Here is a 13,998-nt window from a genome sequence, read left to right on the forward strand (position 1 = left end):
CCTCACATACATGTGATCTTCGACATGGTTCTTCATTTTTCCTCTATTTCGATACCCTTGTTACGGAGGCTTATATGCAACGTCAATTACCCGTTCCATTTATCAATCGAATGCAACAACTGCTAGGAGAGCAGTATCAAACATTTCACGACAGCTACAGCCATTCTGCCTGGCATGGCCTGCGGGTGAATCCATTAAAGATTGATACAGAACTTCTTCGAGAAATGGTTCCCTTTTCACTGCGCCCCGTTCCCTGGTGTGCGGAGGGATTCTATTATTCAGGGGAGGATCGTCCAGGGAAACACCCCTACCACTCAGCAGGTCTCTACTATTTACAAGAACCAAGTGCCATGTCTGTAGCTGCGGCGCTCGCCGCCCAACCGGGAGAAGTTGTGCTTGATCTGTGTGCCGCTCCAGGAGGGAAATCAACGCAACTGACAGCAGCACTGCAAGGTGAGGGACTTCTCATCTCTAACGAAATCCATCCCATCAGGGCAAAGGCTCTCTCTGAAAACATCGAACGTCTGGGCATAACCAATGCGCTTGTCACCAATGAAACACCGGAGCGATTGGCGATGTTTTTCCCGCACTTTTTTGATCGAATCCTGGTCGATGCTCCTTGTTCGGGAGAGGGAATGTTTCGGAAGCTGCCAGAAGCCATCGATGACTGGTCAGAAGCCAAAGTGCTTAAATGTCATCTGATGCAAGTGGATATTCTTGAGGCAGCACATGCCATGCTGAAGCCTGGTGGAGCTATGGTCTATTCTACCTGTACCTTTGCACCGTTGGAGAATGAGATCACCCTTGCGAAGTTCCTTGATGCTCACCCCGAATACGTCATCGAGACCGTGCCACATGCCTCCTGTTTCTCACCAGGACATCCTGATTGGGCACCTGGTGCGGACCCCAGTCTGGCAAAGTCGGCACGTCTCTGGCCGCATTTATTAGAAGGCGAAGGTCACTTCGTAGCCAAACTGACCAAATCACTGGAAGAGACGGAATCTGCTGAAAGACTGGCAGGCTCGAAACGACAGAAAGGCAAAAAGCAAGGAAAGCAAGCGGCTGCAATTTCCAAAGAAGCACTTGCTGCTTGGGCTACTTTCGCCAAGGATGCTGCTGCTAGTCTGGAAGGCCGTGTCTCCCCTGATTCTCTAATCTTATTCGGTGAACAGTTGTACCACCTTCCTCAAGCACAGTTGCCTCTGGAAGGGTTGAAAATTGTCCGCGCGGGCTGGCATCTGGGCACAGTGAAAAAAAACCGGATGGAACCCTCTCATGCACTTGCGTTAGCGCTACGAAAAGAGGATGTTTCCCGCTCGATTAACTTTAGTGCCGATGATCCCATGCTACTGCGCTATCTGAAAGGAGAAAGTGTTACCGTTTCCGGGAAAAATGGCTGGACGTTGGTTACAGTCGACGGATTTTCACTCGGATGGGGAAAAATGGTGGATGGACAATTGAAAAATCATTACCCCAAGGGGCTTCGCTGGCTGTAGAGTACTCTACCTGACAGCTTTGAAAAAAAAAAGGCCTACGATTCTGATTGGATCGTAGGTCTTTTTACGCTTATCTGGTTCTTCTATCATCACTTCGATAGAGTAATCCATCTCGCAAATACTTGGTTATTTTCGAAACGGAGATTCCTGTCGCATTCGCCACCTGCATGGCATTTGAATTCGGATTGGATCTGAGAAAGTCCTTTACTAGTTTATATTCACTCTTTTCCTTGTCATTGCAAAACGTACAATAATCAAGGTTAGATGGTTTCGGGCATCCGCAGACCGAACAAACTTCTTCGCTCATCGACAATCTCTCCCCTTGTAATAACGGTCCTGTTGTACTCTCTATTTTTTCTAGTTCCCGTTTCCCAATTCTCCCAAACTACTAAAAGTAATTTTACTTCTATTATGGGAAAAACGCCACAAGGGATTCTAATTATTTGTCGAATGTTAGCAGCAACATGCGTAAGCCAAAGAAGAGAAAGACTAGACCTAGCAGAAGATGAAATATCTTTTGAACGGCAGGTCGAAACAAAAATGAGAGCGTCTTCCCAATATAGACAATGAGAGACAAGAACAGAAGTGTGGAAAAAACGCAGCCTAGAGAAAATAAGGGAAGAGAGAAAATCTGCACATTGTTCATGTGGGAAGATGCCAGCAATGCTCCAAAGATGCCCGCCCAAAACAGAATCGTCAACGGGTTGGTGAGGGTCAGCACAACTCCATACCAGAACGGATTACCCTTAACCAAACGATGATGGGAAGCTTTTCCTGCCGAGCGAAGATAACTGATTCCAAAATAAATGAGAAGTCCCCCACCCAACAAAACGAGTAAATTCCGCAGTTGTTCTATCTCCAATAGACGATCCATTCCAAGACTGGCCGCTACGATGTAAAGAGCATCAACGATCGTTACACCAAGCACCATCTGCAACGCTTTTTTATAGCCTTCCGTCATGGCAAGCTGTAAAACAGTCAAGCATACGGGGCCGATGGATAATTGCAGAGACATCCCAAATAAAAGCCCTTCACCGAAACTGATGATTCCCTCCATTTGCAGTCATCCCTCTCCTGCGTTTTTTTGCCATTATAATGGTTTGTATAAATATTTTATATACTTAGAGCTTGATTCGATAATTTTTTAAGTTAATGTGATAAAACATTTATTTTTTAAACAAAGAAAACCCTTCGCCACATCGGCAAAGGGTTTTGCATCGCTTACGATTTTTTGTTTTTTACTTTCTTCTTCCTGCAGTAGGCGCACCTGATCGAGACTGGCTTGATCTCGATTGCCCTGATCGGGTCTGTCCCGTTCTCGTCTGCTGTCCAACTTTAGCTTTGTTTGCCTTTTCTTGTGCTGCTTTTGCACGGGCTTCTTTTCTTGCTTTGATCGCCTCTTGGCGTTTGATGCTTTGGTCGTATGTCTTTTGCAGATCTTCAGCTTCACGAGCGAGTTTTTTCTTATAGCCCGGTTTTACTTTTGATTTTTTCTTGAGCGCTTCTTTTAACGGAGTCTCTTTTTTCTTCTTCTCCGCTTCTTTTTCGACTACTTTTTGCTTGCGAAGCTCAGAAAAATGCTCTTCTCGTTCCTTGGAACGCTCTCTGCGGCCAGCATCTAGATGACGTCCAGGTGTCAGCAATTTTTGCTCAATCGTAGTCTTGATTGCTTTCTCAATTCGGGTTAGGATTGCCTTTTGACGAGGCGAAACGAATGAAATCGCCATCCCTGTTTGACCTGCTCGACCTGTACGGCCGACACGATGGATATAGCTTTCCGTATCAGAAGGCAGGTCATAGTTGATGACATGTGTTACGCCTTCCACATCCAGACCACGAGCAGCAATATCTGTAGCTACAAGAATCTGAAACTTGATGTTGCGGAATTCTTTCATCAGTTGCTCGCGTTTTTTCTGGGACAAATCTCCATAGAGCGCCTTGGCATCATAGCCTTCCGTCTGCAAACGCTGTGTCAGATGCTTCACCCGGTCTTGCGTATTGGCAAAGACGATGGCCAGATACGGCTTCGCCACTTCAATAATATCCAGAAGGGCATCCATCTTGTCCGTTTGGTTGATCTGGTAGTAGATTTGTTCGATTCGCTCTACCGTTTTCTGTTTTGTCTCGATTTTCAAGTGAGGTGGTTGCTTCATAAACACCTGAGCCAACCGTTTCACCTGATCTGGCATGGTCGCTGAGAACATCAGCACTTGTTTGTTGGTCGAAGTAGTAGACAGGATCTTCTCCACATCTTCCAGGAAACCCATCTCCAGCATTTTGTCAGCCTCATCCAAAACCAATGTGGTGATGCGTCCAAAATGCAAGGTTTCACGGGTAAGATGATCCAAGATTCGTCCTGGAGTTCCCACTACAATATGTACGGCTCTCTCCAGCTTGTTCATCTGCCGCTCAATGTCTGTGCCACCATGCAATGATAGAGCATTAACCCCCAAATGCTTGCCCAACTTTTCAATTTCCTGAGCAATCTGGATGGATAATTCCCTTGTTGGTGTAAGGATGAGTGCTTGAATATCCCGTTTTTGGATTTGCAAGTGTTGCAAGATCGGCAAGACAAATGCTGCGGTTTTCCCCGTGCCCGTCTGCGCTTGACCGATTACATCCTTCCCTTCCAAAATTAACGGTATTGCTTCTGCTTGAATTTGGGTTGGTTCTTTATAAAAAAGGTCTTTAATCCCCTGCATAACTTCCGATCGCAAGCCAAACTCTTCAAATGATTTCACCATTGTTCCACTTCCTTCCCTAAAAAGACCGCTTCACCTATACTACGTTATTATCACCAAAAAGGAAAGAAATGTTGAGAATCGAGAAAATTGGTTCCATCCCTTATTAACCCCAACATTTTCCAATTGTGATAAACTTAAAAGATACAATTTTTCACAAGGGGGATCATTATGAAATTTTGGAAGTGTTGTTTTCTCTTCATTTTCTTGCAAATATTTATACTTCCCAGCTCGATTGCTGCACCAGCTCCATCTGATACGATTATAACCATTACAAACAAAAATAAGTTGGAGCTGAATAAGAAGGTAAATGTGAAGGCAGTAACACCCATTGATGGTGAAATTGTTAAAAGTAGTTTTCGTTACACTGTAGATTCCCAAAAATACTGGGACATTGAAAATGCGAAAACCATGCAAATTGGATCTAAATATTATACATACGGCTCCTTTATTCCGGAAGAGTCAGGAGAGTATTATATCCACTTTACTATGACGATGAAAGATTCCAAAGGAAAGCAATGGATTAGTGTCGGCGGTATCAGTGTAAAAATATTAGATTATGCAATCCTGGATGTCATGTCCAACCCAATTGAAGCAACTGTTTATGATGATCAGGATGTATATATTTCTGTTCGGTATCAAGCAGACAACAATTTGAACATCGATTTAAGGCGGATGGGCTATTTACCAATTATGAGGAAATCTTCACAGAATATGATAAAAAGACCGGATACTATACAAAATTGATTAAATTAGCACCCGAACAACAAAAGTATATCTTCGTCACATTTACTGTAACGCAGACAATCAATGGAGTTGAAAGAAAAGGGGAATCGAAAACCACCCTTATTCTAAAATAGTTCATGAACATCTTTCTTCTTGTTTCGCGCCTTAACAACTATGAAATGGGGGTACCTTTGTATGACAAGTGTAATTCTGGAGGCGGTTTCGTTGAAGAGAAGTTCAACCTGTATAGTTATATCCGCCCTTTTCCTATTGGGTGGTTGCAGCTCACCGACAGACACCAGCAGCATTGTTCCACCGGAAACTCAGACTGCTCAACCACCGCAAGACAATTTCGCTGAATTAGAAGCAATTCTATCCATTCGTGATTTGCCACTTCAAACCTATCCAAATAGCCAAGATAAAAAAGGAATTGTGGTGTATCTACCTCTTCCCTCGTACGAAAACAGTTTTGAGAGAAAACTGAAAAGCTTACGTGCCGTAAACCAGGTTTTTCGTGAACATACGAATGTAGAAAGCATAACCATTTGGGATGATCAGGAGTCTGCCCGTCAATACGCAAGCAATGAAGCAAACAGCCAAAATAGAATCGACTGGGATGGGCTCAATCATCGGGTAGCGTTTGCTCATGTTGCCAAAGAAGGAGTATCTGTTTTTTACGCAAATGGCAGAGACGATTTTGAGGACATTTCGTTTGGCATGGCGAGACTGGAGTAGTGCCGTATGAGTCAAACTTTTAGGGAAGCATAACATTCTTCTGTGTGGAGCAAAATGTTAACTGCATACTACTCTCACTGTAAAAGGTGGCCTTAAATGGTTTATCTATACTCCCTTTTGGCAATTTTCTCAACATGGAAATGGGGCAACTGGAGGAACTGGCAGGAATACTACCCCACGATTCTTTTTTATATCACGATCAACTTATTACATTTGGTACTTACTTACGACCATCCTCAATGGGTCTTTCACGATTATTTTGTTCCCAATGGCACAATAAAAACGCTGATCATGATTTTTACTCAATACCCCTGTTTTACGATTTTGTTTTGTACTTACCTTCCATCAAACAAACCTCTTCTTCCTCTGTATTTCGTGCTGTGGACTTGCCTATTTGGAATATTAGAGTTTATTTCTATCCTAGCTGGAGTGATCAGCTACAAAAACGGGTGGCACTTTGGCTGGTCCATTTTACTTAACCTGTGTACCTTTTCGATATTGTACCTGCATTACAAACGTCCGCTTTGGGGCTGGGTGCTTAGTTTCATTTTAACCAGTATTTTTTTGATTATTTTTCAGGTTCCGATTACAAAACTGAAATAGTTGTTCATATATGGTATAATTACTAAGACACTGTAATGGATGCGTGGAATTCATCCAGCCATGTTGTTACTCTAACTTTGTCGCACATGTAAATTAATGAAATTATCGAGTTTTCAGAAGCTGCCTGCCCAAGGTAGCTTTTTTTTGTTTTTTCATTCCATTTTTCAATGAAAATTTTAGGGGGAAGTAGTTAGATGAATGAATTACCTTGCCAAGGTTGTAGGGGTTTATGTTGTGGTCCTGTTCCCGTAACGGTGAGCGAAATGAAAAAAATTCAAAAGAAAATCAGAACCATGCCACGAAAGATTCGGGATGAGTTAGAGAATCAGCCACGTTTTTTCGGAACTTGTATTTTCTATGACTTACATAAAGATCAGTGCGGGATACATTCGGCTCGTCCTGACATTTGCCGCATGTTTGGTTACCATCAGGACCTCGTTTGTTTTCACAAACCGGAATTAGCTACAAAAGATAAGGCAACGATCAAGGAAAAACACGTAGGGATGCTAAGTATTGATATTACGTGGAAGAATTTTTAACCAATTTTTTTAGGAACAAAAAACCTTGCCTCTCTAGAGACAAGGTTCATATCGTAATTCGCTACGCCTTCGCCAACTCGTAAATAGCTTGAGCGTACAGTGCAGTTGCCTTGAGCATATCTTCAATAAAGACATGTTCATCACGCTGGTGGGCACAATCAGGGCGGCCAGGGAACAGCATGCCAAATGCAACTCCCACATCGAGAGAACGACCATATGTCGCACCACCGATTGCCATAGCATCAGCTTCCTGTCCTGTTTGCTCTGTATACACTCTTTGCAAGGTTGTAACTAGCGGATGGTCTGGCGCCACACGATGCGGTTTCAGATGATCCAGTGTTTCCAGTGTATAGCCGAACTCACCAAGCACCTGTTTCACCGCTGGCTGCCAGTTCTCATACGGCTGTGAATGCGGATAGCGGATATTGATGTCAAACTGAGCGGCTCCGTCTGATTCATAGCGGATGATTCCTGTGTTCATCGTCAGTGGCCCCATCTCTTCATCGGTATGAGCGATGTTGAGTGCTTGACCATAGTGCTGGCGATACAAGTATTTTTCGACGAACTGAACGAACTGCGCTGCACGTCCATCCAGTGCAAGGGTATGTAAAAAGTGGATCAATTCGGTTCCAGCATTGATTCCTTTTTCCGGGTCCATTCCGTGTACAGAAACCCCGTTGCAGCCTAAAACGACCTGATCCCCGTCCACCCGTACATCTCCAGTTAAGCCGTTATTGTCCAGATAAGCTTTGAACAACTCAACCAATACCGCCGTTGATCGATCTTGGGAAACCAGTGTTGCTTCCGCTCGGTCAGGAACCATGTTCATCCGCAGACCAGCAGACAGTGACGTAAGCTTTGCATCAATGCTGCTCTTGCTTTCCACAGCCAGACCTTGCCATGCCTCCTTCGTCTGACAGAAAACAAGATGTGTCAATCCTTTCTCCGCATAGATCAAAGGAAAATCGGCATCTGGTGTGAAGCCATACGTCGGCATCTCTTCCTTTTCGAAATAATGCGAGACACAACGCCAGGATGTTTCTTCGTCTGTACCAAAGATCAGACGGACACGTTTTCCTAAAGGCAAACCGAGTTCTTTGACGATACGTGCAGCAAATAAGGCAGCAACGGTCGGCCCTTTGTCATCCAGCGCACCACGGGCAATGATCTTGTCATCGACGATTTCGGCTGCGTAAGGTGGTGAAGTCCAGCCATCCCCTTCTGGCACTACGTCCACATGGCTCAAAATGCCAAGCAGTTCCTTTCCTTCACCAAACTCCCCATGACCAGCATAGCCGTCCACGTTTTTGGTCGTCATCCCTGCTTGCTTGCACTGATCAAGGATAAATTCGAGAGCATCCGCAATCCCTTTGCCAAACGGAGCGTTCGGCCCAGCAGTAGATTCATCCAGTACACTCTTGATGCGCAGGAACTCCTGCGTGGTTGCCAGTAGCGCTTCTTTGCGCTTGAGCACTTCTTCCATCCAATTAATTGATTGAACCGACATTTACTCTTCCATCCCTTCATTTCCATGGCTAGACTTGCTGGAGTACTCTCCCAATTCGATATCGTCATCAACATCGAGGTCCAGTTCCACCAGACCCAACATATGGTCGACAGGCATCTCTCTTTTGCGAGTGAAAGCAATCTGGGCTTCTTTGATTTCTTCCCGGATATTGTTCATTTCGTTATCCAGGGTATAGGAAGCCTTGGCAGCCTCGATCAGGCGCTGACGAATATTGCTTGGGATAATGCCTTCATACTTATAATGCAGCGAATGTTCTGTTGTGGCCCAGAAATTCATGCCGAGCGTGCGGATTTGAATCTCTACTGGAATAATTACCTCGCCTCTTGCCGTCTGGACAGGGTATTTGATCGCCAAATGGTACCCGCGATACCCGCTTTCTTTTGGCTTGGTGACATAATCTTTTTCCAGGAAAACCTGCATATCCTTCCGCTGCTTCAATAGCTCGACAACTGCTCGAATATCATCGATAAACTGGCACATGATACGGATTCCGGCAATATCCCTAAGCTCCCATCCGATGTTTTCGTTAATCGGAAACTGCAGGCGATTGGCCTTGGTATAAATACTATTAATGGTTTTAACACGACCCATCACAAACTCGATTGGTGCGTGTTCTTTCCGTTTTTTCAATTCGTTGCGAAGATTTTTCAGCTTTACTTTCAGTTCCTCTACCGCCTGTTCATATGGCAGCAGGTACAATTCCCAGTCAACTTTCTGCACGTTCATTCCCTCCGGCCTACACTCCATCGTGGTTACAATTCAACAAATTTGTGATAATATCCTCTAATTAGATCAATCCAGAAAGGGTCATCCAATGATTTCTTCCCTCATTGTAAGGGTTTACAACTATTTTTATTTTTCTCTATTGGCTATTTTTATTTCCTTTTTACCCGTCTATCTCTTTGCGCAAAACCTGCCTGCTTCTCAAATCGGCATCATCATCAGCGCAGGTGCATTCATCGGTGTATTGTCACAGCCTTTTTGGGGAGTCATCAGTGACAAGTACAAAACGGTCAGGAAGATCATTCTGCTTACCCTGTTCCTTTCCGTGATCATCGGCTTTGCGATGTTTCAGGCAAGCACCTTCCTGATTCTCATGCTTCTCACCGGACTCATGTACTTCATCTTTTTGCCAACTGATCCATTGACCGAAAGCCTTAATTATCAGTTGTCACAAGAGATGCAAGTCAGTTTCGGCTCGATCCGCATGTTTGGGGCAATTGGTTATGCAACGACTTCACTGTTCGTCGGCTATTTAGCGGAGTATTGGGGAATTTCCAGTCTTGGTTTTTTATTTGCAGCATATGGCATCATCACCTGTTTTGTCTGCTATCTTTTGCCAGATGTCCCCTCCGTAAGCAAGCCTATCTCTTTCAGCAGCTTACGTCAATTCTTTACTTATCCAAAGACACGCTGGTTTTTCATTTTGGTCTTCCTTACTGCCCTGCCTCATCGGATGAATGACAGTTTTCTCGGCATTACCATTCAGAGCCTCGGGGGTACAACCAGCCTGATCGGGCAGTCGTGGTTTATCTCATCCGTCAGTGAAGTTTTTCTGTTTGCCGTAAGCTTCTGGTTTTTACAGAGATTCAAAGAAATTCAGTTAATCTCGATTGCCGCTCTATTGTACTCGATCCGTTATTTCTTGTGCTCCATAGCCGTTTCACCTGAGTGGATCGTGTACTTACAGATTATGCAAGGAATCACGTTTGTTATTTTTTACACAGCGTCGATTCAATACTTGTATAGCATGATACCCGAAGAATGGAAAGCAACGGGACAAACCATATTGGCCATTTTGTTTTTCGGTCTGTCAGGGATTATTGGCTCACTCATCGGTGGCTGGGTCCTGGAGTACTATCAAGTCTCCACACTTTATCAGGTGATGGCTGGTCTGTCATTTGCGAGCTTTGTCTTCAGCCTGTTTATGCAAAAGAAAAAACAATGAGACCGGGAGCTCCGGTCTCTTTTTTGTATAACTACACTTCCGCTTCTGCTGACATTTCTTCTGGCAAATCTTCTGGTGTTTCTTCTTTTGTCGCAGGTTGGGCAATGCTGAATCGCTGCAGTGATTCCTCCAGATCATGGGCAAGTTCTGCCAACTGATCAGTCGAGGTCGCAATCATGTTCATCGAAGCACTTTGTTCCTCAATGGCTGCCGATATGCTCTGCATACCGGATGACGCCTGTGCGGATGAAGCGGATACTTCTTCGGCGAAGCGAACCACTTCCAATGCACTTGGGTTCATCTTGCCAACCTCAGAACTCACACCTTCAATATCACGTGTTACCTGATCGATGGTACGTTCAATCTGATGGAACATATCTCCTGACTGACGGGCTGTCTGCAATCCGTACTCTACCTGTTGACTGCCTGTTTGCATCTGTTGTACCGCTTGTTCTGTACCCTTCTGGATTTCACTGACGATCTGGATGATGTTTTGCGCCGCTTCATTTGTTCCTTCAGACAGCTTTCTTACCTCACCAGCAACGACAGCAAAGCCTTTGCCATGCTCACCCGCTCTTGCTGCTTCGATAGCAGCATTCAGGGCTAGCAGGTTGGTCTGGTTGGCAATCTGAGTAATAGCCTGAATCATATGGGAGATTTGATGGGATAAACCATCCAGTTTGCTGATGACATCCGCAGAATCCTTAACGGAACCGTGAATCTCTTGCATCTGCATGATAATTCCTTCCATCGCTTTTCGACCCTGTAGGGCATTCTTTTGCATTTCGGTTGCTGAATGAGCAACCTGTTCGGCATTGCTCGCCACTACCTGTATGCCATTGGACAAGCGCTCGGCCAGTGTCAGGGTATGTTCCATTCGGTTCACTTGGTGATCCGCTGCCCCTACTACCTCAACAACAATGTGGGCAATGTGCTCTGTGGAAGCAGATACATCGGTTGCATTTCCATTGATCTCCTGAGTCGATTTGTTCAGAGATACGGCTGCCTCTTTTACTTGTCCAAGAATCTCTGTCAAACTGCCTTGCATCTGTCCAAATGCACGTGCCATGTCGCCTATTTCATCTTTTCGTGTCAGATAGTTCTGTTCCAATTGAACGGTAAGGTCGCCAGCACCAATCTGTTCGGTAACTTGAACCATTCGCTGCATCGGCTTGCGCAGTCCTCTTGCTGTCATGGAAGCGACAATGGCAACAATGACAAATACGATGGCATTAAACAGAAGGGCCGTATTGCGAATCTTGTTTGGCGCTGCCATAATTTCAGCGATGTCCATTTCAGCGAAAATTGCCCATTTCAAATTTCCTACTTTAATCGGGCTATAGGAGACCAACGTATCGACTCCACGGAAGTCCTGGGATTGCAAAGTTGCACCTTCTTCACTTGGTTGCAATGCCTGGTCTGCAAGTGGTGTGTCAATTTTTTGTGTAAGCAGGGATGTCGTCCCGTCGTTTACATACAACTCACTGCGGAGCAACTTGTCCTGCCCGATGAGATAGACCTTCCCTGTCTGCCCTAAACCTTCCCGTCGATCAAGTAAGCGTGATACGTAATCAAGGGAAACCTCCGCTACAAGCTGACCGATAATTCGCCCTTGCTCAAAAATCGGCGAGGACATAAAGATCACCGGATTATTGCCAGACGGTTCATAGCGGGCAACATCCGTTATTTCCGTACTTTGTGACTTGGATACCTTGGCAACAATTTGACCGAATGGCGTGTCTTTATATTTGCCAGTTAACAGGTTCGTACCGAAGTCATTTTGTGGCTTGGCCTGAAAAATGATGTCGCCAAATTCATTGACCACGTAGAAATTGGAAAACCCGTAGCGAGTTTGCATCATTTTGATCTCTTTGCCGGCTTTTACTTCCAGCTCCTGATACGCAGGGTCGTTTTTCCCTTTGCGCCAAACCTGCTCAAATGCAAAGAACAGTTGAATGACAGAGGAAGAACCCGCAATCGAATCAAGATTTTTGGAGCGTTCGCTGAAGTAATTCTCTACTTGCTCCTTGCGGCTATTCCGTAAAGCCTCCAGCGTTTGTTCGCTACTTTTTAATAGTTCTTGCTTACTTTGGGTGTATGCAAAAAACCCCGCTGCTGTCAGAGGCAATGTTCCTACAAGCAGGAGGATTAGAAGCAGTCGTGTTCCGATTTTCATAAGCATAGCCCCCTTGAAAAAGAAAAGAAAATTCGAAATTCTTGTCTATTTTTGTATATTCTAGCTTATCACAAGAATTTGGAAACTCCAATCTTTTAGACTATGCTTTATCTGTAAAATATTTTCTTGCAAAGCGATATTTCCCACTTTTTGAAAATCCTCTTAAGCTACTTCATAGATCATGGCAATTTCATCGCATACAGGAAGCTTCGAGCAGTTAATGCAATCTTTCCATACTTTTTGCGGTAATGATTCTTTGGCAACAAGCTGAAAACCACACTTCTCGAAAAACTCCTTCTGATACGTCAATGAAAGAATCCGGTTAATCCCGAGCTGCCCACTTCTTTCGATCAAGGAGAGCACCAACTGTTTGCCGATCCCCATCCCTTTAGCATTCTCATCAATCGCTAGCGAACGTATCTCTGCGAGGTCTTCCCACAATATATGCAAGCCAGCTACCCCAACAACCTGGTTTCCATCAAAGGCAACAATAAATGACTGCAAGTTCTCACAGACAGACAGTTTGGTTCTCGGCAGCATCAGCCCTTGTTGTGCATATTGATTGATAATCGTAAGCATCTGATCCACATCATGCATCGTTGCATGGCGAATTGTGAGCGCTTTTGTCATTCCCATTTTTGTACTCCCCACTTTCCTGCTCGCAATGTACCGATACGAATAATTATTCGTAATAATATATAAATATACATTCGTGTTTCTGATTCGTCTAGCCCTTTTTCCCTTCTCAGACATTTTTTTTCATCTCAGACGCTTGTCCTTTGATCACTTGTCAGAGTTTTGTACTGATATGGTATAATATCCCTCATGGGGGTGTTCGTGATGACGACACGACGGGAACGCAAGAAACGTGAAACACGACAAAAAATATTTAACGCTTCTATTAAGCTATTTAAAGAGCACGGGTTTGAAGCGACTACGATCGATATGATTTCTGATGAGGCTGATGTGGCTCGTGGAACGATCTTTCTTCATTTCACATCAAAAGAAGCAATCCTCGCACATTGGGGGTACGAGCGCCTTCAGGAAATAGAAGAACGAAGAGAAGAATGGGACATCGATGACAGTTGCAAGCAAAAGGTGTTGCGCATATACAAGATCATGAATGAAGTAAACATCCAAAACTACGATTTTATCAAGGTGTTGATTGAATCGTCCATGAAGCATCGCAAGGTTTTGGAATCTGATAAAAGCGTCTATCTTGAACTGCGAGAATTATTCTCTGATCTCATCGAGGAAGCCCAAGAAAAAGGACATCTCAAGAACAAATTCAACCCGCTCGTCGCAGCCAACATGCTGGAGAATATCTATTATAATGCGCTGTATGACTGGGTACGTTCAGATGGTGCTTGGCCATTGGAAGAAATTATGGAAGAAAAGGTCTCAATCGTCTTTGAAGGGCTGGACGCATAGCGCATCCGGCTCTTTTTCTTTCAATCACATATTGCCAGGGTCAGATTGCTTGCGAATGGCTGCTACTTCTCCTAT

The 13,998-nt window shown here is 44.4% G+C and carries 14 protein-coding genes; 7 read left to right on the forward strand and 7 right to left on the reverse strand.

All coding sequences use genetic code 11. The features are described from left to right. Positions 1–74 precede the first annotated feature (74 nt). Positions 75–1,496 carry an RsmF rRNA methyltransferase first C-terminal domain-containing protein gene (locus tag ACPW7N_RS18050; RefSeq protein ID WP_425652505.1) on the forward strand — a complete coding sequence of 474 codons (1,422 nt, stop codon included), beginning with the start codon at positions 75–77 and terminating at the stop codon, positions 1,494–1,496. Positions 1,497–1,566: 70 nt separating this feature from the next. Here ACPW7N_RS18050 and ACPW7N_RS18055 read toward each other — a convergent pair whose 3' ends face one another. From ACPW7N_RS18055 to ACPW7N_RS18065, 3 genes are all read right to left on the reverse strand, one after another. Further along, complete coding sequence (locus ACPW7N_RS18055) at positions 1,567–1,803, reverse strand: hypothetical protein (RefSeq protein WP_425652506.1); 237 nt, start codon at positions 1,801–1,803, stop codon at positions 1,567–1,569. Positions 1,804–1,935: 132 nt separating this feature from the next. After that, on the reverse strand, positions 1,936–2,553 hold the full coding sequence (locus ACPW7N_RS18060) for a LysE family translocator (RefSeq protein ID WP_425652507.1): 618 nt from the start codon (positions 2,551–2,553) through the stop codon (positions 1,936–1,938). A gap of 181 nt (positions 2,554–2,734) precedes the next feature. Then, positions 2,735–4,240 carry a DEAD/DEAH box helicase gene (locus ACPW7N_RS18065; protein WP_425652508.1) on the reverse strand — a complete coding sequence of 502 codons (1,506 nt, stop codon included), beginning with the start codon at positions 4,238–4,240 and terminating at the stop codon, positions 2,735–2,737. Positions 4,241–4,408: 168 nt separating this feature from the next. Between ACPW7N_RS18065 and ACPW7N_RS18070 the strand changes: the two genes are divergently transcribed. The 4 genes from ACPW7N_RS18070 to ACPW7N_RS18085 all read left to right on the forward strand — a co-directional run bounded on the left by ACPW7N_RS18070 (position 4,409) and on the right by ACPW7N_RS18085 (position 6,840). Then, the gene (locus tag ACPW7N_RS18070) at positions 4,409–4,984 is read left to right on the forward strand and encodes a hypothetical protein (RefSeq protein ID WP_425652509.1); all 576 of its coding nucleotides are present in this window, start codon (positions 4,409–4,411) and stop codon (positions 4,982–4,984) included. A 174-nt stretch (positions 4,985–5,158) separates the two neighbouring features. Beyond that, on the forward strand, positions 5,159–5,698 hold the full coding sequence (locus ACPW7N_RS18075) for a hypothetical protein (protein WP_425652510.1): 540 nt from the start codon (positions 5,159–5,161) through the stop codon (positions 5,696–5,698). A 96-nt stretch (positions 5,699–5,794) separates the two neighbouring features. Beyond that, complete coding sequence (locus tag ACPW7N_RS18080) at positions 5,795–6,301, forward strand: CBO0543 family protein (RefSeq protein ID WP_425652511.1); 507 nt, start codon at positions 5,795–5,797, stop codon at positions 6,299–6,301. A gap of 194 nt (positions 6,302–6,495) precedes the next feature. After that, positions 6,496–6,840, forward strand: coding sequence for a YkgJ family cysteine cluster protein (locus ACPW7N_RS18085; protein WP_425652512.1), 345 nt, complete (start codon positions 6,496–6,498; stop codon positions 6,838–6,840). Between the two features lie 61 nt (positions 6,841–6,901). On the opposite strand, the gene pepV is transcribed toward ACPW7N_RS18085, so the two are convergent. Together pepV and ACPW7N_RS18095 are read right to left on the reverse strand one after the other, a co-directional pair. Next, positions 6,902–8,347 carry a dipeptidase PepV gene (pepV, locus tag ACPW7N_RS18090; RefSeq protein ID WP_425652513.1) on the reverse strand — a complete coding sequence of 482 codons (1,446 nt, stop codon included), beginning with the start codon at positions 8,345–8,347 and terminating at the stop codon, positions 6,902–6,904. Then, positions 8,348–9,088, reverse strand: coding sequence for a GTP pyrophosphokinase (locus ACPW7N_RS18095; RefSeq protein WP_425652514.1), 741 nt, complete (start codon positions 9,086–9,088; stop codon positions 8,348–8,350). A 94-nt stretch (positions 9,089–9,182) separates the two neighbouring features. Here ACPW7N_RS18095 and ACPW7N_RS18100 point away from each other — a divergent pair, with 94 nt between their 5' ends. Then, on the forward strand, positions 9,183–10,316 hold the full coding sequence (locus ACPW7N_RS18100) for an MFS transporter (protein ID WP_425652515.1): 1,134 nt from the start codon (positions 9,183–9,185) through the stop codon (positions 10,314–10,316). Between the two features lie 31 nt (positions 10,317–10,347). On the opposite strand, the gene ACPW7N_RS18105 is transcribed toward ACPW7N_RS18100, so the two are convergent. Then, on the reverse strand, positions 10,348–12,492 hold the full coding sequence (locus ACPW7N_RS18105) for a methyl-accepting chemotaxis protein (protein WP_425652516.1): 2,145 nt from the start codon (positions 12,490–12,492) through the stop codon (positions 10,348–10,350). Between the two features lie 162 nt (positions 12,493–12,654). Then, positions 12,655–13,128 carry an N-acetyltransferase gene (locus tag ACPW7N_RS18110; RefSeq protein ID WP_425652517.1) on the reverse strand — a complete coding sequence of 158 codons (474 nt, stop codon included), beginning with the start codon at positions 13,126–13,128 and terminating at the stop codon, positions 12,655–12,657. 204 nt (positions 13,129–13,332) lie between these two features. Between ACPW7N_RS18110 and ACPW7N_RS18115 the strand changes: the two genes are divergently transcribed. Then, a complete protein-coding gene (locus ACPW7N_RS18115; RefSeq protein ID WP_425652518.1) occupies positions 13,333–13,923 on the forward strand; it encodes a TetR/AcrR family transcriptional regulator in 591 nt (196 codons plus the stop codon). The last annotated feature ends 75 nt before the right edge of the window (positions 13,924–13,998 follow it).

Origin of the sequence: Brevibacillus nigriterrae, assembly GCF_049846925.1 — a bacterium.
Taxonomy (GTDB): domain Bacteria; phylum Bacillota; class Bacilli; order Brevibacillales; family Brevibacillaceae; genus Brevibacillus_H.

What these genes read in the sequence shown, in the direction of transcription:
- ACPW7N_RS18050 (WP_425652505.1), top strand. Translation starts at nt 75, where the DNA reads ATGCAACGTCAATTACCCGTTCCATTTATCAATCGAATGCAACAACTG.
- ACPW7N_RS18055 (WP_425652506.1), bottom strand. Translation starts at nt 1,803, where the DNA reads ATGAGCGAAGAAGTTTGTTCGGTCTGCGGATGCCCGAAACCATCTAAC.
- ACPW7N_RS18060 (WP_425652507.1), bottom strand. Translation starts at nt 2,553, where the DNA reads ATGGAGGGAATCATCAGTTTCGGTGAAGGGCTTTTATTTGGGATGTCT.
- ACPW7N_RS18065 (WP_425652508.1), bottom strand. Translation starts at nt 4,240, where the DNA reads ATGGTGAAATCATTTGAAGAGTTTGGCTTGCGATCGGAAGTTATGCAG.
- ACPW7N_RS18070 (WP_425652509.1), top strand. Translation starts at nt 4,409, where the DNA reads ATGAAATTTTGGAAGTGTTGTTTTCTCTTCATTTTCTTGCAAATATTT.
- ACPW7N_RS18075 (WP_425652510.1), top strand. Translation starts at nt 5,159, where the DNA reads ATGACAAGTGTAATTCTGGAGGCGGTTTCGTTGAAGAGAAGTTCAACC.
- ACPW7N_RS18080 (WP_425652511.1), top strand. Translation starts at nt 5,795, where the DNA reads ATGGTTTATCTATACTCCCTTTTGGCAATTTTCTCAACATGGAAATGG.
- ACPW7N_RS18085 (WP_425652512.1), top strand. Translation starts at nt 6,496, where the DNA reads ATGAATGAATTACCTTGCCAAGGTTGTAGGGGTTTATGTTGTGGTCCT.
- pepV (WP_425652513.1), bottom strand. Translation starts at nt 8,347, where the DNA reads ATGTCGGTTCAATCAATTAATTGGATGGAAGAAGTGCTCAAGCGCAAA.
- ACPW7N_RS18100 (WP_425652515.1), top strand. Translation starts at nt 9,183, where the DNA reads ATGATTTCTTCCCTCATTGTAAGGGTTTACAACTATTTTTATTTTTCT.
- ACPW7N_RS18105 (WP_425652516.1), bottom strand. Translation starts at nt 12,492, where the DNA reads ATGAAAATCGGAACACGACTGCTTCTAATCCTCCTGCTTGTAGGAACA.
- ACPW7N_RS18110 (WP_425652517.1), bottom strand. Translation starts at nt 13,128, where the DNA reads ATGGGAATGACAAAAGCGCTCACAATTCGCCATGCAACGATGCATGAT.
- ACPW7N_RS18115 (WP_425652518.1), top strand. Translation starts at nt 13,333, where the DNA reads ATGACGACACGACGGGAACGCAAGAAACGTGAAACACGACAAAAAATA.